This is a genomic window from Streptomyces sp. NPDC055815 (genome assembly GCF_053616475.1).
Window position 1 is genome coordinate 31,610 of record NZ_JBSHDU010000038.1, and the last position, 20,233, is coordinate 51,842.

A 20,233-nucleotide genomic window follows, 5' to 3' on the forward strand; every position below is an offset into this window, starting at 1 on the left:
GCCCGGCCTGATCGACAAGACGCCCCCTAGCGTCCGCGCAGGGGCCGGGCCATGAGGGTCCGGCCCTCGGGCTCCGGGTCGATCCGCATGCCGAAGGGGCGGCTGATCCGGGCGAGGACGTCGTGGAGCCAGCGCACGTCCTGCCGCGGGGCCCGTTCCAGCCGCAGCCGTCGGCTGCGCAGCGGCACGAGCCGGACCTCCGCCAGAGAGCCGTCCTCGTCGTGGACGGTGACGAAGTACAGCAGGCGCAGGTCGTCGCGGTACTGCTCCTGGCCGCTGATCCCTTCGTAGTCGTTGACGAGGTCGCCGCACCCGTGCAGGACGAGCCTCCCCCCGTACGCCTCCAGGGGCCGCGGGTGGTGCGAGGAGTGCCCGTGCACGATGTCGGCGCCCGCGTCGACGAGGGCGTGCCCGAAGGAGACCTGGGCGCGGTCCGGGCGGTAGCCCCAGTTGGAACCCCAGTGGACCGAGACCAGGACCAGGTCTCCGGGGCGCCGGTCCGCCCGCAGCCGGCCGGCGAGCCGGGTCGCCGCCTCGTCGTACGGCCCTTCGGCGTAGTGCACCCCTCCCCGGCGATCGGTGGCGGCCCAGGCGCGGGGCACCCCGCTGGACGGCAGACCGAGCGCGTGGACGAGCAGCCGGCGTCCGCCCGGCAGCGGCACCACCGCGGGCCGGGTGGCCTCCTCGGCGTCCCGCCCCGCGCCCGCGGTGCGCAGCCCGGCGCCCGCGAGGGCGTCGAGGGTGTCGTCGAGGCCGCGCCGCCCGTAGTCGAGGACATGGTTGTTGGCGAGGACGACCACGTCGGGGCGTACGGCGGTGAGCGCGGGCAGATCGGCCGGCGCCATGCGGTAGTGGACGGCCTTGCCGGGCACGGGCACGTCGTGGTGGGTGACGGAGGTCTCCAGATTGACCACGCGGGCGTCCGGCGCGGCCTCGTCGATCAGCCCGAGCGCCTCGCCCCAAGGGTAGGTGGGGCCGACGGGCCGGGGCACGGGCCCTGAGCGCGCCTCGGCGAGGGCCACGTAGTCGCGGGCGTCCCGCACGTACCGCTCGGGCAGGGCGGGATCCAGCGGATGGGGAAGGATCTGGTCGATTCCCCGGCCGAGCATCACGTCTCCGCAGAGGAACAGTCCGGTCAGACCGCCGCCGCCCATGCCACCAGGCTAGTCGCAGGACCCTTCGGCGCTCCGCGGGTCCGTGACGTCCTGCGCCGAGGGCGGACGTCACGGACCCGGTGGGCACTGGCCCCGGGCCGGACCCGGTGCGTACTAGCCCCGGGCCGGGACCGCGGCCGGGCCGGGCGGCGGCTGGACGCGGTGCGCCGGGTCGCGGACCTCGCCCACCAGCATCTCCAGGACGTCCTCCAGGGCGACCAGGCCGAGGACCCGGCCGGAGCCGTCCGCGACCTGCGCCAGATGGGTGGCGGCGCGGCGCATCACGGTGAGGGCGTCGTCGAGCGGCAGCTCCGCGCGGAGCGTCGCCATCGGGCGCCACAGCCGCTGCGGCACCGCCCGCTCCCGCTCGTCCAGGTCCAGGACGTCCTTCACGTGCACGAAGCCCATGAAGGTGGCCCGGCCCTCGGCGCGGACCGGGAAGCGGGAGAACCCGGTCCGTACGGTCAGCTCCTCGATCTCGCGCGGGGTGACCGACGGCGGGACCGTGACGAGCGAGGCCGGGGCGATCAGGACGTCCGTCACCGGGCGGCTGCCCAGTTCGAGGGCGTCCTCGAGGCGCTCCTGCTCGGCCGGGTCGAGCAGTCCCGCCTGGCCCGCGTCCTCCACGAGCCGGCCGAGCTGGGCGCTGGTGAAGACGGCCTCCACCTCGTCCTTCGGCTCGACCTTGAACGCCTTCAGGACGAGCCGGGCGCAGGCGCCGAGCGCGGCCGTGACGGGCCGGCAGAGCCGGGCGAAGCCGACGAGGCCGGGGGCGAGCCGGAGGGCGGTGCGCTCGGGGTCGGCCATCGCCAGGTTCTTCGGGACCATCTCGCCGATGACGAGGTGGAGGAAGACGACCGCGGCGAGGGCGATGACGTAGCCGAGCGGATGGATCAGCCCCTCCGGGACACCGACCGTGTGGAAGACCGGTTCGAGGAGGTGGGCGACGGTCGGCTCGGCGACGGCGCCGAGCGTCAGGGAGCAGACGGTGATGCCGAACTGGGCGGCGGCCATCATCTGCGGCAGGTTCTCCAGGCCGTGCAGGACCTGCTTGGCCCTGGCGCCGCCGAGCGGCTCGATCTGGCTGCGCCGGACGGAGACGAGGGCGAACTCGGCTCCGACGAAGAAGCCGTTGGCGAGGACCAGGAGGACGGCGAAGAGGAGTTGCAGGGTGCTCATCGGACCGCCTCCACCGCGACGGGCGCGGAGGCGGCGGCCGCCGCGACCGGGTCCGGGCCGGAGGCCGGGCCGGCGCCCGGGGTGGCCGTGACCTGGTCCGCGTCCGGGGCCATCCGGACGATCCGTACCCGCTCGGCACGGTAGCGGTCCACCTGGCGCACCGAGAGCCGCCAGCCGGGGAGCTCGGCGCGGTCCCCGGGGGCCGGGATGCGCCCGAGGAGGTCGGCGACGAGCCCGGCGACGGTCTCGTACGGCCCGTCGGGCACGTCGAGGCCTATCCGGCGCAGGGTGTGCACCCGGCAGGAGCCGTCGGCCTCCCAGGCGGGTCGGCCGTCCTCGGCGGGGGCCGCGGCCAGCTCGGGCCGGCCGTCGGCGGCGGTGTCGTGCTCGTCGCGGACCTCGCCGACGAGCTCCTCCACGATGTCCTCCAGGGTGACCACACCGGCCGTGCCGCCGTACTCGTCGACGACCACCGCGATCGGCTGTTCCCGGCGCAGCCGCTCCAGGAGCGTCTGGGCGGGCAGCGTCTCGGGGACGAGGAGCGGCGGGACCGCGATCCGTCCGACGGGGGTGCGCAGACGGGCGTGCGGGGCGACGGCGAGCGCGTCCTTGAGGTGGACCATGCCGACGACCTCGTCGATGCGGTCCCGGTAGACCGGGAAGCGCGAGAGGCCGGTGGCCCGGGTGAGGTTGACGACGTCGGCCGCCGTCGCGTCCCACTGGAGGGCGCTGACCTTCACGCGCGGGGTCATGACCTGCTCGGCGGTGAGGCCGCCGAGAGACAGGGTCCGTACGAAGAGGTCGGCGGTGTCCTGTTCGAGCGCGCCGGCCTGGGCGGAGTGCCGGGCCAGCGAGACGAGCTCGCCGGGGGTACGGACCGAGTCCAGCTCCTCGGTGGGCTCGACGCCCAGGAGCCGGACCAGCCCGTTGGCGACCCGGTTGAGCAGGGAGATCACCGGCCGGAACAGCGCCGAGAAGCGGCGCTGCGGGGTGGCGACGAAGCGGGCGACCTGGAGCGGCCGGGAGACCGCCCAGTTCTTCGGCACGAGCTCGCCGACGACCATCTGGACGGCGGAGGCGAGGAGCATGCCGATCACCACGGAGATCCCGGAGACGGCCCCTTCGGGCAGTCCGGTCGCGGTCAGCGGCCCGTTGAGGAGGCCGGCGAGCGCGGGCTCGGCGAGCATGCCGACGACCAGCGAGGTGAGGGTGATGCCCAGCTGCGTGCCGGAGAGCTGGAAGGAGAGCTCGCGCAGCGCCGTGACGACATTGCGGGCGCGCCGGTCGCCGGCGGCCGCGGCCCGCTCGGCCTCGGCGCGCTCGACGGTCACGAGACCGAACTCGGCGGCCACGAAGAAGCCGTTGGCGAGGATCAGGAGGAAGGCCGCGCAGAGCAGCAGAAGGGAGACGATCATGCCGCCGCCTCCAGGGAGGGGGCGGCGCAGGTACTACCGGACGATCCGTCCATTGCTGGAGGGAGTCACTCCTCGGGTCGAAGGGTGGTCTCGCGGGCCGCGGCTGCGGCCCTGCACATGCGAGACGGTGGTGCCGCTCGGCACCACCGTCTCCAGAGTAGTCACGTGAACGCCCCGAGGGGCAGGGGGTCGGCCCCGGATGGGGGACGGATCGGGGTTTCCCCCAGCCCGCCCCGGGCCCGGATCGGGGGTTCCCCCAAGCCGGATCGGGGTCTCAGCGGGTTTCCGCGCTCGTTCCGCGGCTGTCCGCGAGGGCCCGCAGGGCGCGGGCGTCTCGGATCGCCGATTCCTTGGCGATCCCGGGCTGGATGCCGAGGGCCGGCATGCTCGTGCCGTCGCTCAGGTCCAGGAAGACCCAGGGGTCGCCGGGGCGGAGGTTGACCTTGAGGATCTCCGCCCAGGCGAGGCGCCGGCTCCTGGTGATGTTGACGACCGTCACGCCCTCCTCGTCGGCCACGACCTTGGGACGGCTCAGCAGGACCAGGACCCCGGAGAGCAGCGCCGCGGTGAAGACGAAGCTGGCGCGCTCCCCCGGCCCGAGGCGCTCCAGCATCATCGCGACGGCCGTGACGACGACGAACATCGTGACGCCCAGGGTCAGCAGGATCGCCCGGGTGCGACCGGGGCGGAAGGTGACCGGAAGGGCGGGCGTCGTGGACTGCGACATCGGGGGTTCCTCAGTGCCTGGTGGGACGGCGTCCTGACGGCGCCTGGTGAGACGGCGCCGGGTGGGACGGAGCCCTGGTGGGACGGTGCGGGCCGGCGGCCGTCAGAGGCGGCAGGCGTGGATGGCCGTGGTGAGGATGGCGCGGGCGCCGATCTCGTACAGGTCGTCCATGATCCGCTGGGCTTCCTTGGCGGGGACCATCGCGCGGACAGCGACCCAGCCCTCGTTGTGCAGCGGGGAGACGGTCGGCGACTCCAGGCCCGGGGTGAGGGCGACGGCCTGCTCCAGGTGCTCGGCACGGCAGTCGTAGTCCATCATCACGTACGAGCGGGCGACGAGGACGCCCTGGAGGCGGCGCATGAACTGCTGCACCTGCGGGTGGTCGTCCGCGGCGCCGTGGCGGCGGATGACGACGGCCTCGGAGGTCAGGATCGGCTCGCCGATGACCTCGAGGCCCGCGTTGCGCAGGCTGGTGCCGGTCTCCACGACGTCCGCGATGACCTGGGCGACGCCCAGCTGGATCGCGGTCTCGACGGCGCCGTCCAGGTGGACGACGGAGGCGTCGATGCCCTGGTCGGCGAGGTGCTTGGCGACGATGCCCTCGTAGGAGGTGGCGATCGTCATGCCGCCGAAGTCCTCGGGGCCGTTCGCGGTGCCCGGGCGGGTGGCGTAGCGGAAGGTGGAGCGGCCGAAGTTCAGCGGGAGGATCTCCTCGGCGCTGGCTCCGGAGTCCAGGAGCAGGTCACGGCCGGTGATGCCGATGTCCAGCTTCCCGGAGGCGACGTAGATCGCGATGTCCTTCGGCCGCAGGTAGAAGAACTCGACCTCGTTGTCGGGGTCGATGACCACCAGTTCCTTGGACTCCTTGCGCTGGCGGTAGCCGGCCTCATGGAGCATGGCCGACGCAGGTCCGGAGAGGGAACCCTTGTTGGGGACGGCGATGCGCAGCATGGGGTGAGCTTCCTTTGCCTGGGAGTTCTGGGGAGGGTGTGCAGCGTGGGGTTGCGCTCAGAGGTGGGCGTAGACGTCGTCGAGCGAGATCCCGCGGGCGACCATCATCACCTGGACGTGGTACAGCAGCTGCGAGATCTCCTCGGCGGCCGCTTCCTTGCCCTCGTACTCGGCGGCCATCCAGACCTCGGCGGCCTCCTCGACGACCTTCTTGCCGATGGCATGGACGCCCTTGCCCACCAGCTCCGCGGTGCGGGAGGTGGCCGGATCGCCGGTCTCTGCCTTGAGCTTGAGCTCGGAGAAGAGCTCTTCGAAGGTTTTGTTCGCCATGATGGTCCTAAGAGTACGGGGTAAGGGGCGCGGGCCTAGCGCCAGGGCTCGCTGACCGTGCGCAGGGTGGTGGCGGTGGCGACGGCGGCGGTGACCGCTTCGTGGCCCTTGTCCTCGGAGGAACCTTCGAGGCCGGCGCGGTCGAGCGCCTGCTCCTCGTTGTCGACGGTGAGAACACCGAATCCGACGGGTACGCCGGTGTCGATCGAGACCTGGGTGAGGCCGTGGGTGACGCCCTGGCACACGTACTCGAAGTGCGGCGTTCCGCCGCGGATGACGACGCCGAGCGCCACGATGGCATCGTAACCGCGCCCGGCGAGGACCTTCGCCACGACCGGGAGCTCGAAGCTGCCGGGGACGCGCAGGAGCGTCGGCTCGTCGATGCCGAGCTCGCTGAGGGCGCGCAGGGCGCCGTCGACGAGACCGTCCATGATCTTCTCGTGCCACTGCGCCGCGATGACCGCGACCCGGAGGTCGCCGCAGTTCTTCACGCTGAGGACGGGTGCGCCCTTGCCGCTCATGTCTCTCCTAGCCGATTCGTACGTGGGTGATCACTGGTTGTTGCAGGTGGAGGCCGGGGAGCCGTCCAGCCAGGGCAGGTCGTGCCCCATCCGGTCCCGCTTGGTGCGCAGGTAGCGGAGGTTGTGCTCGCCCGCCTGGACCGGCATGGGCTCGCGGCCCTCGACCCTCAGGCCGTGCCGGGTGAGGGCGTCGATCTTGTCGGGGTTGTTGGTCATCAGACGCAGGCTGCGGACGCCGAGGTCGCCGAGGATCTGCGCGCCGGCCGCGTAGTCGCGGGCGTCGGCGGGCAGCCCGAGCTCCAGGTTGGCGTCGAGGGTGTCGCGGCCCTGCTCCTGGAGCTCGTACGCCCGCAGCTTGGACAGCAGGCCGATGCCGCGGCCCTCGTGGCCGCGCAGGTAGACGACGACGCCGCGCCCGGCCTCGGTGACGCGGTCCATGGAGGCCTGCAGCTGGGGGCCGCAGTCGCAGCGCAGGGAGTGGAAGACGTCGCCGGTGAGGCACTCGGAGTGGACCCGGACGAGGACGTCCTCGCCGTCGCCGATCTCGCCGTGGACGAGGGCGACGTGCTCGACGCCGTCCACGGTGGAGCGGTAGCCGTACGCGGTGAACTCGCCGTGCGCGGTGGGGAGGTGGACCTCCGCCTCGCGGCGGACGGTGGGCTCGGCGGAGCGCCGGTAGGCGATCAGGTCCTCGATTGAGATGATCGTCAGGCCGTGCTTGCGGGCGAAGGGGACCAGCTCGGGCAGGCGCAGCATCACGCCGTCCTCGCCGGCGATCTCGACGATGGCGCCGGCCGGGCGGAGGCCCGCGAGGCGGGCGAGGTCGACGGCGGCCTCGGTGTGTCCGTTGCGGACGAGGACGCCGCCGGGCTTGGCGCGCAGCGGGAAGATGTGGCCGGGGCGGACGAAGTCGCCGGGCTCGTGGCTGCCGGAGGCCAGCATCCGCAGGGTGGTGGCGCGGTCGGCGGCGGAGATGCCGGTGGTGACGCCGTGCGCGGAGGACGCGTCGACGGAGACGGTGAAGGCCGTGCGCATCGACTCGGTGTTGTGCGCGACCATCTGCGGGAGTTCGAGGCGCTCCAGCTCCTCGTCCTCCATGGGGGCGCAGATCAGGCCGCGGCACTCGCTCATCATGAAGGCGACGATCTCGGGGGTGGCCTTCTCGGCGGCGATGACGAGGTCGCCCTCGTTCTCGCGGTCCTCGTCGTCGACGACGACGACGGGCCGGCCGGCGGCGATGTCGCGGATGGCCTGCTCGACGGGGTCGAGGGCGAGGTCGGTGGCGTCCCAGAGGGGATGTGCGCTCATGCGTGGGCTCCTTCCAGGACGGTGGCGCCGCGGGAGCGCAGCCACCAGTCGCGCAGGCCCCACAGGACGAGCGCGCCGTAGATGACGTAGACGAAGCCGGAGAAGGCGTAGCCGTTGGCGAAGTTCAGCGGGACGCCGACCAGGTCGACGAGCAGCCAGGCGAACCAGAACTCGACCATGCCGCGGGCCTGGGCGTACATGGCCACGATGGTGCCCACGAAGATGTAGGCGTCGGGCCAGGGGTCCCAGGACAGCGTCGGGAAGGCCTCGAAGAGCAGGGCGACGGCGACGGTGCCGACGGCGGCCGCGGCGACCATGCCGGCCCGCTCGGCCCAGGTGGCGAAGCGGACGGCGATCTGGCCGTCCGTGCCCTCGCCCTTGCGGCGCTGCCACTGCCACCAGCCGTAGAGGGCCACGAGCATGACGACGACCTGCTTGCCGGCGCTGCCGGCGAGGTGGCCGTAGAAGGCGCCGAAGAGGATCAGGCCGGCGAGGAACTGCACGGGCCAGGTCCAGACGGAGCGGCGCCAGCCCAGGGTGAGGGCGACGAGTCCGAAGATGTTGCCGATCATGTCGGACCAGATGATCTTCTGGTCGAGGACGGTGAACGCCTCGGAGTTGAGCCAGTTCACTTCTCGTTCTCCTTGGCGTCGGTGCCGAGCAGCCGCTCGACGTACTTGGCGATGACGTCCACTTCGAGGTTGACCGGGTCGCCGGACTGCTTGATGCCGAGCGTGGTCAGGTCGAGGGTGGTCGGGATGAGGCTGATGGTGAACCAGTCGTCGGCGACCTCGACGACGGTGAGGCTGACGCCGTCGACCGTGATCGAGCCCTTCTCGACGACGTACCGGGAGAGGTGGGCGGGCAGGCCGACCTTGACGAGCTCCCAGTGCTCGGAGGGGGTCCGCTCCAGGATGGTGCCGGTGCCGTCGACGTGGCCCTGGACGATGTGACCGCCGAGGCGGCCGCCCACGGCCATGGGCCGCTCCAGGTTGACGCGGGAGCCGACCGCGAGGGCGCCGAGGCTGGACCGCTTGAGGGTCTCGGCCATGACGTCGGCGGTGAACTCGCCGTCGCCGAACTCGACGACCGTGAGACAGACACCGTTGACGGCGATGGAGTCGCCGTGCTGGGCGCCTTCCGTGACCAGGGGGCCGCGCAGCCGGAAGCGGGAGGCGTCCTCCAGCTGCTCGACGGCGACGACCTCGCCCAGTTCTTCGACGATTCCGGTGAACACGGTCAGGCTCCCTTGGGGGTCGGGACGGCGGTGATGCGCAGGTCTGTTCCGATGCGCGTGGCCTCGGTGATGTCGAGCCGCAACGCTTCGGTGATGGTGGTGATTCCGGCGTCGGCGAGGGCGGCGGGGCCCGCGCCGAGGAGGACCGGGGCGAGGTAGCCGACGACCTGGTCGACGGCGCCCGCGGCGATGAAGGCGCCCGCGAGGGTGGGGCCGCCTTCGAGGAGGACGGAGCGGACACCGCGCGCGTGGAGGGCGTCCAGGAGGGCCGGGACGGAGAGACCGCGCTCGGCCCTGGGAAGCCGTACGACGTCCGGGAGGGTGGTCTCGGCGTCCTCGGCGACGGCGATCACGGTGGGGGCGGCCTCGTCGAGGACCCGGGCGCCGGGCTTGACGGCGGCGGCCTCGGTGTCGACGACGACCCGCAGCGGCTGTACGGCGCCTTCGATGCCGCGCACGGCCAGGTGGGGGTCGTCGGTACGGGCGGTGCCGGAGCCGACGACGACGGCGTCGGCCTCGGCGCGCAGCCGGTGGACGTCGGCGCGGGACTCGGCGGAGCTGATCCAGCGGGAGGTGCCGTCGGCGGCGGCGATCCGGCCGTCGAGGGTGGCGGCGTACTTCCAGCGGACGAAGGGGCGGCCCTCGCGGACGGAGGTGAGCCAGGCGAGGTTGCCGGCCTCGGCCTCGTCCTCCAGGAGGCCCTGCTCGACCTCGATCCCGGCGGCGCGGAGGGTGTCGGCACCGCCCGTGGCCTGCGGGTTCGGGTCACCGACGGCGTACACGACCCGGCTGATCCCGGCCTCGATCAGGGCCTGGGCGCAGGGGCCGGTGCGGCCGGTGTGGTTGCAGGGTTCGAGGGTGACGTAGGCCGTGCCGCCACGGGCCAGGACGCCGGCCGCGCGCAGGGCATGGACCTCGGCGTGGGGGCCGCCGGCGCGCTGGTGGAAGCCTTCGCCGACCTGGTGTCCGGAGGCGTCGGTGATGACGCAGCCGACGACGGGGTTGGGGCTGGTGGCGCCGAGTCCGCGCGCGGCGAGCTCGACGGCGCGTCGCATGGCGGTGATGTCGGCCTGCTGGGCCACCGGGTCCTCCTGCCTCTTCGGGCACGGACTCCGGGGCCTGTCGATGACGACAGAGAGCGGGTACGACGCTTCGCACGGGTATGCCGGTACGGCCGGAAGCCACGGGTGCGCCGACGAAGAGCGGCCACCAGCGGACGTACGGCCGGCACACCCCTGGAAGGGGTCGCCCGCCGCGCACTGCCTCCCATCCGGACTTTCACCGTCGGTCCAGGAATTTCACCTGGTCAACCGGCCGCTGGCTGCGGACGGGTCGCGGACTATACCGCCGGTTCGGAATTACACCGACCCCGGAGTGCGCTGCTGCTGATACAGGGCCAGTGTGCCACGCCGCGCGGGAAGCGATAGCCCGGAGCCCTGTGGGCTGGCTCACAGACTCCCCCAGGGCCCTTCTTTGGTCCAGACCTATTGACGCACTGGTCTAGTCCTCTTAATCTCCGTGTCACCTCCGAGGTAACGGTCCGTCGGCGTGCGCACTCCACGGGCCCAACACGACCCACCCCCTTGTTCGTTGTGTTCCGCAGACCTCCCTTGGAGGAACCGATCGTGCTGTCCCCCACGGCAAAGAGAGCCTCGCTGCTCGCGTCCGGCGCGGCCGTCGCCGGGCTGCTGCTCAGCTCGCTCTCCGGCGGCGTCTCGTACGCGGCCGACAACGAGTTCTGTCGCCCCGACGGGCTCTACAAGACGCCCGGCGTCGACGTCCCGTACTGCTCGGTCTACGACACCGAGGGCCGCGAGAAGATGGGCGCGGACCACCAGCGCCGGGTCATCGGCTACTTCACCGGCTGGCGCACCGGCAAGAACGGCCAGCCCGCCTACCTGGCCAAGGACATCCCGTGGGACAAGATCACCCACATCAACTACGCCTTCGGTCACATCGGCAGCGACAACAAGCTCTCCGTGGGCACGAACGGCCCCGACAACGCCGCCACCGGGATGACCTGGCCCGGTGTCGCGGGCGCCGAGATGGACCCCGCGTACGCGTACAAGGGTCACTTCAACCTGCTCAACAAGTTCAAGAAGCAGCATCCGAACGTCAAGACGCTGATCTCGGTCGGCGGCTGGGCGGAGACCGGGGGCTACTTCGCGGACAACGGCGACCGGGTGAACTCCGGCGGCTTCTACTCGATGGCCACCAACGCCGACGGTTCGGTCAACCAGGCCGGGATCGACACCTTCGCGAACTCGGCGGTCGACTTCATCCGCACGTACGGGTTCAACGGCGTCGACATCGACTACGAGTACCCGACCACGATGAAGGACGCGGGCAACCCGCTCGACTGGCAGCTCGCCAACGCGCGCCGCGCCGGGCTCGTGCAGGGCTACGCGGCCCTCATGAAGTCCCTGCGCGAGAAGCTGGACACGGCCGGCGCCGCCGACGGCAAGCACTACCTGCTGACCGTCGCCGCCCCCTCCTCCGGCTACCTGCTGCGCGGCATGGAGACCTTCCAGATGCAGAAGTATCTGGACTACGTCAACATCATGTCCTACGACCTGCACGGGGCCTGGAACGAGTACGTCGGGCCCAACGCCTCCCTCTTCGACGACGGCAAGGACGGCGAGCTCGCCGCGGCCAACGTCTACGGCTCCTCGCAGTACGGCTCCATCGGCTACCTCAACACCGACTGGGCGTACCACTACTTCCGCGGCTCCATGCCGGCCGGCCGCATCAACATCGGCCTGCCCTACTACACCCGCGGCCACAAGAACGTGCAGGGCGGCACCGACGGCCTGTGGGGCAAGGCCTCCGCGGCCACCTGCCCGGCCGGGGCCGGTCTGACCAAGTGCGGCGACGGTGCCACCGGCATCGACAACCTGTGGCACGACAAGGACACCAACGGCGTCGAGTCGCCCGCGGGCTCCAACCCGATGTGGCACGCCAAGAACCTCGAGAAGGGGATCGTCGGCGACTACGTCACCCAGTACGGCTTCCCGGCGAACACCACGCTGACCGGCACCTACGCCCGCAAGTACGACGCGACCCTCGTCGCGCCGTGGCTGTGGAACGCCGAGAAGAAGGTCTTCCTCTCCACCGAGGACGAGCAGTCCGTGGCCGCGAAGGCCGACTACGTGGTCAGCCGCGGCATCGGCGGCACCATGGTCTGGGAGATGGCCGGCGACTACGCCTGGAACGCGGGCAAGGGTCAGTACGAGATGGGCTCCACGCTCACCTCGCTGATGTACGACAAGTTCAAGGCGGCCACCCCGTACGGCGCGAAGAAGTCGAACAAGGCGCTGCCGACCCAGGCCGTGAAGATCGACACCCAGTTCACCGAGTTCAAGCTGGGCGACTCGAACTACCCGATCACCCCGAAGATCAAGATCACCAACAACACGGCGACGACGCTGCCCGGCGGCACGGAGTTCCAGTTCGACTACGGCACCTCCGCCCCGGCCAACGCCTCCGACCAGTCCGGCTTCGGCACGAAGGTCATCAGCAGCGACCACACGGGCTCGAACGTGGGCGGCCTGAAGGGCGACTTCCACCGCGTCTCCCTGAAGCTCCCGGCCTGGCAGTCGCTTGCCCCGGGCGCCACGATCGACCTGGCCTTCAACTACTACCTGCCGGTGTCCACGCCCTCCAACTGGACGGTGAACATCAACGGCACGACGTACGCCCTCGCCGGGGACCTGGCGCGCGGCACGACGGTCGTGGAGCCGGGCACCACCACCCCGCCGACGACTCCCCCGACGACGGAGCCCACCACCCCGCCGACGACGCCGCCCACCACGGGCTGCACCGCCCCGGCGTACGTGGCGGGCACGATCTACAACGCGGGCAACGAGGTCTCCCACAAGGGCCACAAGTGGAAGGCCCAGTGGTGGACCCAGAACGAGGAGCCGGGCACGACCGGCGACTGGGGCGTCTGGAAGGACCTCGGCGCCTGCTGACACGCTCCCTCCGATGAACCCCCGGCGGCGGACACTCACGGCCCTTGCCGCCGCCGGGCCCACAGCGCCGCGCCCCCCTGTCCGGGGCGCGGCGCGTTCGCGTTCCCGCTGCGGGGCGGTCAGGCTGAAGACATGAGCACGATCCTGGTGACCGGCGGTACGGGAACGCTCGGACGGCCCGTCTGCGAGCGGCTGCGCGCGGACGGGCACGAGGTACGGGTGCTCAGCCGGCACTCGCCGCCGTACGCCGTCGACCTGCGGCAGGGCGGACCGCTGCTCGACCGGGCGGTCGACGGGGTGGACGCGGTCGTCCACTGCAGCAACATCCTGCGCGGCGACAAGGACGCCGCCCGCCTCCTGATCGAGGCTGCGCGGCGGGCCCGGGTGCCGCACCTGGTGTACATCTCGATCGTCGGCGTCGACCGGGTGCCGCTCCCCTACTACCGGACCAAGTACGCGGTGGAGCGCATGATCCGCGCGTCCGGCATCCCGTGGACCCTGCTGCGCGCCACCCAGTTCCACGACCTGATCCTCCAGCTGCTCCAGGGCCTCGCGAAGCCGCCCGTGATGCTGCTCCCCAAGGACGTCCGGGACCAGCCGCTGGAGGTCACGGAGGCGGCCGCGCGCCTCGCCGAGCTGGCCGTTCGGTCCCCGGCTGGCCGGGTGGAGGACATGGGCGGCCCGGAGATCCTCACCTTCAGGGAGCTGGCCCAGGCCTATCTGCGGGCGACCGGGCGCCGGCGCCGCCTCGTGGAGGTACCGCTGCCGGGCCGCGTCTACCAGGGGCTGCGGCACGGCGGCCATCTGGCGCCGGAACGAGCGGTGGGCCGGGTGGCCTTCGAGGAGTTCCTCGCGCTGCGGTTCCCGCCCGAGACCTAGGGGAACAGCTCGTCCTGCGCCGCGTCCCGTGCCCGGAGCAGGGCGCCGCGGAGGACCGCCGTGTCGCCGAGGGTCGTGGCGCGGACCTCGGTGCGCAGGGGGGAGAGGGCCGCGAGTTCGGTCTCGACCCGGGCGGCGAGTTCCGGCCCGCCCTGGTGGCCGGTCTCCCCGGCGAGGACGACGCAGCCGGGGTCCAGGACGGAGACGACGGCGGCCGCGCCGACGGCGAGGCGGCGGGCGAGGGCGTCGAGGAAGGGGCCGTGGCCCGCCGCGAGCGCGTCGGCCGGGTCGAGGCCGTGGGCGGCGGCGAGGGCGTCGACGGCCGCCGCGCAGGCCAGTTCGTGGAAGCCGCCGTCGCAGCCGGTGGCCGAGGGCAGTCCCGAGGTGCCCGGGACCGGCAGGAAGCCGATCTCCCCCGCGCCGCCGGAGGCGCCCCGGCGCAGCCGGCCGTCCAGGACGACGGCGGCGCCGACGCCCTGGCCGAGCCAGAGCAGGACGAAGTCCTCGCGGTCGCGGGCGGCGCCCTCGCGGAGTTCGGCGACGGCGGCGAGGTTGGTCTCGTTCTCGACGAGGACGTGGGCGGGCAGCCGTTCCTGGAGGACGCCGACGAGCCGCCGGTGCCAGGCGGGCAGCCCGGAGGAGTCGCGCAGCTCGCCGGTGGCGGGGTCGATGAGCCCCGGGGCGCCGACGGCGACGCTGTGCAGCCGGTCGGCGCCGGCCTCCTTCACGGTGCGCTCCAGGAGCGCGACCGCCTTCTCGACGGCCGGTCCCGTGCCGTGGTCGTCGCCGACGGGGACGGTGGCCTCGGCGAGCCTGGTGCCGAGGAGGTCGGCGACGGTGACGGAGACCGAGCGGGTCCGGACGTCAAGGGCGGCGAGGTGGGCGCGGTCGGCGACGATCCCGTACAGCTTGGCGTTGGGGCCGCGGCGCTCGGCTCCGGCCTCGCCGACGACATGGACGAGACCCGAGCCCTGGAGCCGCTCGACGAGGTCGGCGACGGTCGGGCGGGAGAGCCCGGTGAGCGTCTTGAGCTGAGTGGCCGTCAACGGGCCTTCGTCCTGGAGCAGTCGCAGGGCGAACCGGTCGTTGATGGCTCGTGCGGTGCTCGGGGATGCGGCCATGCGGCGATCCTCTCAGACGCGTCGGACCCGGGGGCCCTCACCGCGCTCTATTTATCAGGCAGGGTTCCTGATAGTTTACGCGACAGACCCCGGCACACCACGACCACAGGGAGGGCCCATGGCGGCGGAGACCGTCACCAGCACCGATCGCCTCCGGCGGGCGCGCTTCGCCGTCGCCGCCGTCTTCTGCGTGCACGGCGCGGTCACCGGGAGCTTCGCCACCCGGATCCCCTGGATCCAGGAGCACGCGGGCGTCAGCGCCGGTCAGCTCGGGCTCGCGCTCGCCTTCCCCGCGCTCGGCGCCTCCCTCGCGATGCCGCTGGCCGGGGCCGTCTCGCACCGCTTCGGCGCCCGTACGGCGCTGCGCGGCCTGCTCGCCCTGTGGACGCTCGCCCTCACCCTGCCCTCGCTGGCCCCGAACGTCTGGGGGCTGTGCGGCGCGCTCCTCGTGTACGGGGCGACCGCGGGCATGTCCGACGTGGCGATGAACGCGCTGGGCGTCGAGACCGAGAACCGGCTCGGCAAGTCCATCATGTCGAGCCTGCACGGCATGTGGAGCGTGGGCGCCCTGCTCGGCTCCGCCGCCGGCACGGTCGCCGCCCACCTCGGCGGCGACGCCCGGCTGCACCACCTGGTCGCGGCCCTCGTGCTCACCGCGCTCGGCCTGATCTTCTGCCAGGGCGTGCTCGACGTCCGCAGCACCCCGGAGGAGGATCCGCCGCCGCGCTTCTCGCTGCCGCCGAAGTCCGCGCTGATCATCGGCGCCATCGGTTTCTGCGGGGTGTTCGCGGAGGGCGCCAGCCTCGACTGGTCGGCCGTCTACCTCCGGGACGAGCTGGGCAGCTCGGCGGGGCTCGCGGCCGCCTCCACGACCGCCTTCGCGCTGACGATGGCCGTGGCGCGGCTCGTCGGCGACCGCGTGGTGGACCGCTTCGGGGCGGTCCGTACGGTACGGGTCGGGGGCGCCGTCGCCACCCTCGGCGGGGTCCTGGTGGTCCTCGCCCCGCACGCCGCCGTCGCGATGGCCGGTTTCGGTCTGATCGGGCTCGGGATCGCGGTCGTCGTCCCGCTGGCCTTCGCCGCGGCCGGGCGCAGCGGGCCGAACCCGAGCCAGGCCATCGCGGGCGTCGCCACCATCACGTACACCTCGGGTCTGATCGCCCCCTCGGCGATCGGCGGCATCGCCGACGCGACCTCGCTGGTCTTCTCCTTCGGCCTGGTCACCCTGCTGACCCTGGGTCTGGTGCTCGGCGCGGGCGTGCTCAGGACCGGCGGCCGGGAGACGGCCTCGTCGGCGCCCGCGCCCGCGAAGAGCGCCGGCCCGGTCGGATAGGACGAATCACCGGAAATCCGCGACCTCCGGCGACGCATACCATGTGGCTGATCTTTTGCGGTCGCGACACGGCCGCCGGAAACCGGAGAACGGGAGCGACCTCATGAACCTCGGCGTGCGCTGGACCCTGCACGGCGACGGGAGAACACCCGCTCCGGGAGCGGTCGTCCGCCCGGACGAGCGGCTCTCCTGGCCCCGTACGGTCGGCCTCGGCGCGCAGCACGTCGTCGCCATGTTCGGCGCGTCCTTCGTCGCCCCGGTCCTCATGGGCCTGGACCCGAACCTCGCGATCATGATGTCCGGTGTCGCGACCGCGATCTTCCTGCTCGCGACCCGCGGCACCGTCCCGTCCTACCTGGGCTGCTCGCTCTCCTTCGTCGGCGTCGCCGCCGCCATCCGGGCCTCCGGCGGCACCAGCGCCACCGTGACCGGCGCGGTCCTCGTCGTCGGCGCGGTGCTCTTCCTGGCCGGTCTCGCCGTCCGGAAGTTCGGCGCCCGGATCATCCACGCGGCGATGCCGCCGATCGTGACCGGCGCCGTCGTCATGCTGATCGGCTTCAACCTGGCACCGGTCACCGCCTCGACGTACTGGCCGCAGGACCAGTGGACGGCCCTGCTGGTGATGCTGTTCACCGGTCTTGCCGTGGTCTGTCTGCGCGGCTTCTGGTCCCGGATCGCGATCTTCCTGGGCCTGGTCTTCGGCTACGCCATCTCGTGGGTCTTCGACCTCGTCTTCGGCAAGATCCACTCGATGTCCCCGGGCGGCCAGGTCACCGACCACTGGCGGCTCGACCTCTCCGGCGTGGGCAAGGCCGACTGGATCGGCCTGCCGACCCTCCACGGCCCGAGCTTCGAGTGGTCCGCGATCCTCGTCGCGCTCCCCGTCGTCATCGCCCTGATCGCCGAGAACGCCGGCCACGTCAAGGCCGTCGGCGAGATGACCGGCGACAACCTCGACGACCAGCTCGGCACCGCGATCGCCGCCGACGGCGCCGCCTCGGTGCTGTCGACCGCCGTGGGCGGCCCGCCGAACACCACGTACTCCGAGAACATCGGCGTCATGGCCGCCACCCGCGTCTACTCGACCGCCGCCTACTGGGCCGCCGCCGGCTTCGCGCTGCTCTTCGGCCTCTGCCCCAAGTTCGGCGCGATCGTCGCCGCGATCCCCGGCGGCGTCCTCGGCGGCATCACGGTGATCCTGTACGGCATGATCGGCCTGCTCGGCGCCCAGATCTGGATCAACGCCAAGGTCGACCTGCGCAATCCGCTGAACCTGGTCCCGGCCGCCGCCGGCATCATCATCGGCGTCGGCGGCGTGAAGCTGACCTTCACCGACACCTTCGAGCTGGGCGGCATCGCCCTCGGCACGATCGTCGTGATCACCGGCTACCACGTGCTGCGGGCCTTCGCCCCGGCCCACCTCAAGACGCAGGAACCGCTCCTGGACGCCGGCACCAGCTCGTACGAGACGCACACGGACGGCGTGTCGAAGAACTGAGTGATTCGCCCGTTCTGGGGAAGCCGGGCCCGAGGAGTTCCCTCCCGGGCCCGGCGGCTGGGAGCCTGCCCCCATGGCGCAGACCCAGGGGACCGAAGAGCGGATCGGCCAGTTCGTCGCGGTCGACCCCGTGGTGGACCGGATGCGGGCGCTCCGCTCCGGCTGGCATCCGGCCGACGGGGTCGCCGTCTTCAACCGGGTCTATCTCACGGTCACCGAGGAGATCGGCCACGCCATCGAGGCGGGCACCTTCGCCGACCGGCGGGCCGCCGCCACCCTCGACGTACGGTTCGCCGAGCGCTATCTCGCGGCGGTCGACTCCGTCATCGGCGGCCGTCCCGCCCCCGCCTGCTGGCGGCCCCTCTTCCACTACCGCCGCCATCCCGGCGTACGGCCGCTGCAGTTCGCGCTGGCCGGGATCAACGCCCACATCGGCCACGACCTGGCGCTCGCGGTGGTGGACTCCTGCCGGGTCCTGGAGTGCGCCCCGGCGGACCTGGAGGACGAGTTCGACCGGGTCGGAGACATCCTCGTCCTCCTGGAGGAGCGCATCCGGGAGGAACTGATGCCGGGCCCGGACCTCCTGGAGGTCGCGGACCCGCTGACGCATCTGCTCGGCTGCTGGAGCCTGGACCGGGCCCGCGACGGGGCCTGGCTCGCCGCCCGCTCGCTGTGGCAGCTGCGGCGGCTGCCCGACCTGGCCGAGGAGTTCACCGAACGCCTCGACCGGTCGGTGGGCCTGGTGGGGCGGATGCTGCTCACCCCACTCACACGCCCTTAGGGCCTGTCTGACAATTCGCGCCGGATCAGGCCGGGCGGGCCGGACCCGGCGGGAATTGTCAGACAGACCCTTAAGGGCCTCAGTCCTCCGGCAGCTCGACCGGGGCGATCTCGTCGTACACGTCGCCCGGACCCGGGTTGGTGCCGTCGGTCGCGCCGCCGAAGTGGTGCATGACGCCCCAGACCGCGTTGAGCGCCGTCTGCACCGCGCCCTCGGCCCAGCCGGCCGTCCAGGAGATGTCGTCGCCGGCGAGGAAGATGCCGCGCTTGTCCTCGGGCAGCCGGTCCTGCATGAAGTGCGTGAACAGGCGGCGCTGGTAGCGGTAGTGACCCGGCAGGTTCGCCTTGAAGGCGCCCATGAAGAAGGGCTCGTTCTCCCAGGAGACCGTCACCGGGTTGCCGATGATGTGCTTCCGGATGTCGACCTTCGGGTAGATCTCGCCGAGCGACTTCAGCATGACCTCCATCCGCTCGTTCGCCGAGAGCGGCAGCCACTTCAGGCTGTCGTCGCACCAGGTGTACGAGAGGCAGATGACGGCCGGCTTGTCCGGGCCCTCGTCCAGGAGGTAGGTGCCGCGGGTCATCCGGTCGGTCAGCGTCATCGACATGACGTCCCGGCCGGTCTCCTCGTCCTTGTCCAGCCAGAACGGCCGATCCACGGGCACGAACAGCTTCGAGGACTCCATGTAGTGGGTGCGCTCGATCGCGGTCCAGTGGTCGATCGGGAAGAGCGAGTCGTCGCAGGCGATCTTGGAGAGCAGCATCCAGGACTGGGCGGTGAAGATCGCCGCCTGGTACGTGCGGATGTCGCCGGAGGCGTCGGTGACGGTGATCCGGTTGCCGGCGGTCCGGTTGAGCCGCGTCACGGCCGGCTTCGGGGCGCCCTCGTGCAGGGAGCTGAGCGAGGTGCCCTGCGCCCAGTGGACGATCTTCTCCGGCTCGCGCTCCCACAGGCGCAGCGGCAGCTGCTGCGAGCCGCCGACGATGCCGCGGTGGTGGTCGTCGGCCTCGGTGTAGACGACGCGGAGGATCTCCAGGATGGAGTTGGGGAAGTCGGTGTCCCAGCCGCCGGTGCCGAAGCCGACCTGGCCGAAGATCTCGCGGTGCCGGAAGGACTTGAAGGCCTCGGAGTCGCAGAGGAAGCCGTAGAAGGTCTGGTTGTCGAGCTTCTCGACGAGCTTCGACCAGATCTCGCGGATGCGCGGGACGTCGCGCTCGCGCATGGCCTGGTTCATGTCGGAGAAGTCGGCGCCCTCGTCCAGGCAGGCGTTCCACGCGTTCATCACGTCGCGGTAGACCTGCGGGAGGTCGTCGACGGTGGTGGCGTAGTGCGACTCGCCCTTGAGGTCGACGACGGTCGACGGGGTCGACTCGGCCAGCGGGTTCGGGAAGGGCGTGGTCTCCAGGCCGACCAGGTCGATGTAGTGCTGGAGCGCGGTCGAGGAGGGCGGGAAGCGCATGGCGCCCATCTCGGCGGTGAGGCCCTCGGTGCCGGTGCCCTCGAAGCCGACGGTGCGCAGTCGGCCGCCGATCTGGTCGGCCTCGTAGACGACGGGCTTGAGGCCCATCTTCATGAGCTCGTAGGCGGCGATGATGCCGGAGAGCCCGCCGCCGATGACCGCGACCTCGGTGCCGTGCTCGGTGGCCGGTATCTGGCCGAGCCCGGCCGGGTGGGCCAGGAAGTCGTCGTAGGCGTACGGGAAGTCCGGACCGAACATGGTGATCGGCGGCTGGCCGTCGCTGTGGGGGACGGCGGTCGTGGGCACCGTGGACGTCATGGGGTACGGACTCCTTGCACGGAAAAAGGTGAGGCAGGTCAGGAAAGCGAG

General features: G+C 72.0%; 18 protein-coding genes and 1 riboswitch. Of the genes, 5 read left to right on the forward strand and 13 right to left on the reverse strand.

The window, feature by feature from the left end; genetic code table 11:
• Positions 1-26: 26 nt before the first annotated feature.
• From ACWGN5_RS23505 to ribD, 11 genes are all read right to left on the reverse strand, one after another.
• Complete coding sequence (locus tag ACWGN5_RS23505) at positions 27-1,154, reverse strand: CapA family protein (RefSeq protein WP_453518359.1); 1,128 nt, start codon at positions 1,152-1,154, stop codon at positions 27-29.
• 114 nt (positions 1,155-1,268) lie between these two features.
• A complete protein-coding gene (locus ACWGN5_RS23510; RefSeq protein WP_453518362.1) occupies positions 1,269-2,333 on the reverse strand; it encodes a hemolysin family protein in 1,065 nt (354 codons plus the stop codon).
• Positions 2,330-3,748, reverse strand: coding sequence for a hemolysin family protein (locus ACWGN5_RS23515; protein ID WP_453518363.1), 1,419 nt, complete (start codon positions 3,746-3,748; stop codon positions 2,330-2,332). Before ACWGN5_RS23515 ends, ACWGN5_RS23510 begins: the two co-directional genes overlap by 4 nt.
• 274 nt (positions 3,749-4,022) lie before the next feature.
• A complete protein-coding gene (locus ACWGN5_RS23520; RefSeq protein WP_453518365.1) occupies positions 4,023-4,475 on the reverse strand; it encodes a PH domain-containing protein in 453 nt (150 codons plus the stop codon).
• Positions 4,476-4,577: 102 nt separating this feature from the next.
• Positions 4,578-5,426 carry an ATP phosphoribosyltransferase gene (gene hisG / locus ACWGN5_RS23525; protein WP_453518367.1) on the reverse strand — a complete coding sequence of 283 codons (849 nt, stop codon included), beginning with the start codon at positions 5,424-5,426 and terminating at the stop codon, positions 4,578-4,580.
• Between the two features lie 57 nt (positions 5,427-5,483).
• Positions 5,484-5,756, reverse strand: coding sequence for a phosphoribosyl-ATP diphosphatase (locus ACWGN5_RS23530; protein ID WP_030691288.1), 273 nt, complete (start codon positions 5,754-5,756; stop codon positions 5,484-5,486).
• Positions 5,757-5,791: 35 nt separating this feature from the next.
• On the reverse strand, positions 5,792-6,277 hold the full coding sequence (ribH, locus tag ACWGN5_RS23535; RefSeq protein ID WP_024760819.1) for a 6,7-dimethyl-8-ribityllumazine synthase: 486 nt from the start codon (positions 6,275-6,277) through the stop codon (positions 5,792-5,794).
• Positions 6,278-6,307: 30 nt separating this feature from the next.
• A complete protein-coding gene (locus ACWGN5_RS23540; RefSeq protein ID WP_453518368.1) occupies positions 6,308-7,585 on the reverse strand; it encodes a bifunctional 3,4-dihydroxy-2-butanone-4-phosphate synthase/GTP cyclohydrolase II in 1,278 nt (425 codons plus the stop codon).
• Complete coding sequence (locus ACWGN5_RS23545) at positions 7,582-8,217, reverse strand: nicotinamide mononucleotide transporter family protein (RefSeq protein WP_453518369.1); 636 nt, start codon at positions 8,215-8,217, stop codon at positions 7,582-7,584. Before ACWGN5_RS23545 ends, ACWGN5_RS23540 begins: the two co-directional genes overlap by 4 nt.
• Positions 8,214-8,822: a riboflavin synthase gene (locus ACWGN5_RS23550; protein WP_116162048.1), complete on the reverse strand. Its 609-nt coding sequence runs from the start codon at positions 8,820-8,822 to the stop codon at positions 8,214-8,216. The genes ACWGN5_RS23545 and ACWGN5_RS23550 overlap by 4 nt, the downstream gene beginning before the upstream one ends.
• A 2-nt stretch (positions 8,823-8,824) precedes the next feature.
• Positions 8,825-9,904: a bifunctional diaminohydroxyphosphoribosylaminopyrimidine deaminase/5-amino-6-(5-phosphoribosylamino)uracil reductase RibD gene (gene ribD, locus ACWGN5_RS23555; protein ID WP_453518372.1), complete on the reverse strand. Its 1,080-nt coding sequence runs from the start codon at positions 9,902-9,904 to the stop codon at positions 8,825-8,827.
• A gap of 170 nt (positions 9,905-10,074) precedes the next feature.
• Positions 10,075-10,204, reverse strand: a riboswitch (FMN riboswitch).
• 243 nt (positions 10,205-10,447) lie between these two features.
• On the opposite strand from ribD, the gene ACWGN5_RS23560 reads away from it, so the two are divergent.
• Together ACWGN5_RS23560 and ACWGN5_RS23565 are read left to right on the forward strand one after the other, a co-directional pair.
• A complete protein-coding gene (locus tag ACWGN5_RS23560) occupies positions 10,448-12,793 on the forward strand; it encodes a chitinase C-terminal domain-containing protein (RefSeq protein WP_453518375.1) in 2,346 nt (781 codons plus the stop codon).
• 132 nt (positions 12,794-12,925) lie between these two features.
• On the forward strand, positions 12,926-13,672 hold the full coding sequence (locus tag ACWGN5_RS23565) for an SDR family oxidoreductase (protein WP_453518376.1): 747 nt from the start codon (positions 12,926-12,928) through the stop codon (positions 13,670-13,672).
• On the opposite strand, the gene ACWGN5_RS23570 is transcribed toward ACWGN5_RS23565, so the two are convergent.
• Positions 13,669-14,793, reverse strand: a complete 1,125-nt coding sequence (locus tag ACWGN5_RS23570) for an ROK family transcriptional regulator (protein ID WP_453518378.1) — start codon at positions 14,791-14,793, stop codon at positions 13,669-13,671. The genes ACWGN5_RS23565 and ACWGN5_RS23570 overlap by 4 nt on opposite strands.
• A gap of 118 nt (positions 14,794-14,911) precedes the next feature.
• Here ACWGN5_RS23570 and ACWGN5_RS23575 point away from each other — a divergent pair, with 118 nt between their 5' ends.
• The 3 genes from ACWGN5_RS23575 to ACWGN5_RS23585 all read left to right on the forward strand — a co-directional run bounded on the left by ACWGN5_RS23575 (position 14,912) and on the right by ACWGN5_RS23585 (position 18,405).
• Positions 14,912-16,126 carry an MFS transporter gene (locus tag ACWGN5_RS23575; RefSeq protein WP_453518380.1) on the forward strand — a complete coding sequence of 405 codons (1,215 nt, stop codon included), beginning with the start codon at positions 14,912-14,914 and terminating at the stop codon, positions 16,124-16,126.
• A gap of 103 nt (positions 16,127-16,229) precedes the next feature.
• Positions 16,230-17,624 carry a uracil-xanthine permease family protein gene (locus tag ACWGN5_RS23580; protein ID WP_453518381.1) on the forward strand — a complete coding sequence of 465 codons (1,395 nt, stop codon included), beginning with the start codon at positions 16,230-16,232 and terminating at the stop codon, positions 17,622-17,624.
• A 73-nt stretch (positions 17,625-17,697) separates the two neighbouring features.
• A complete protein-coding gene (locus ACWGN5_RS23585) occupies positions 17,698-18,405 on the forward strand; it encodes a DUF5995 family protein (RefSeq protein WP_453518383.1) in 708 nt (235 codons plus the stop codon).
• 79 nt (positions 18,406-18,484) lie between these two features.
• Here the strand turns inward: ACWGN5_RS23585 and ACWGN5_RS23590 are convergent, their stop codons facing one another.
• Complete coding sequence (locus ACWGN5_RS23590) at positions 18,485-20,182, reverse strand: flavin monoamine oxidase family protein (protein ID WP_453518386.1); 1,698 nt, start codon at positions 20,180-20,182, stop codon at positions 18,485-18,487.
• Positions 20,183-20,233 lie beyond the last annotated feature (51 nt).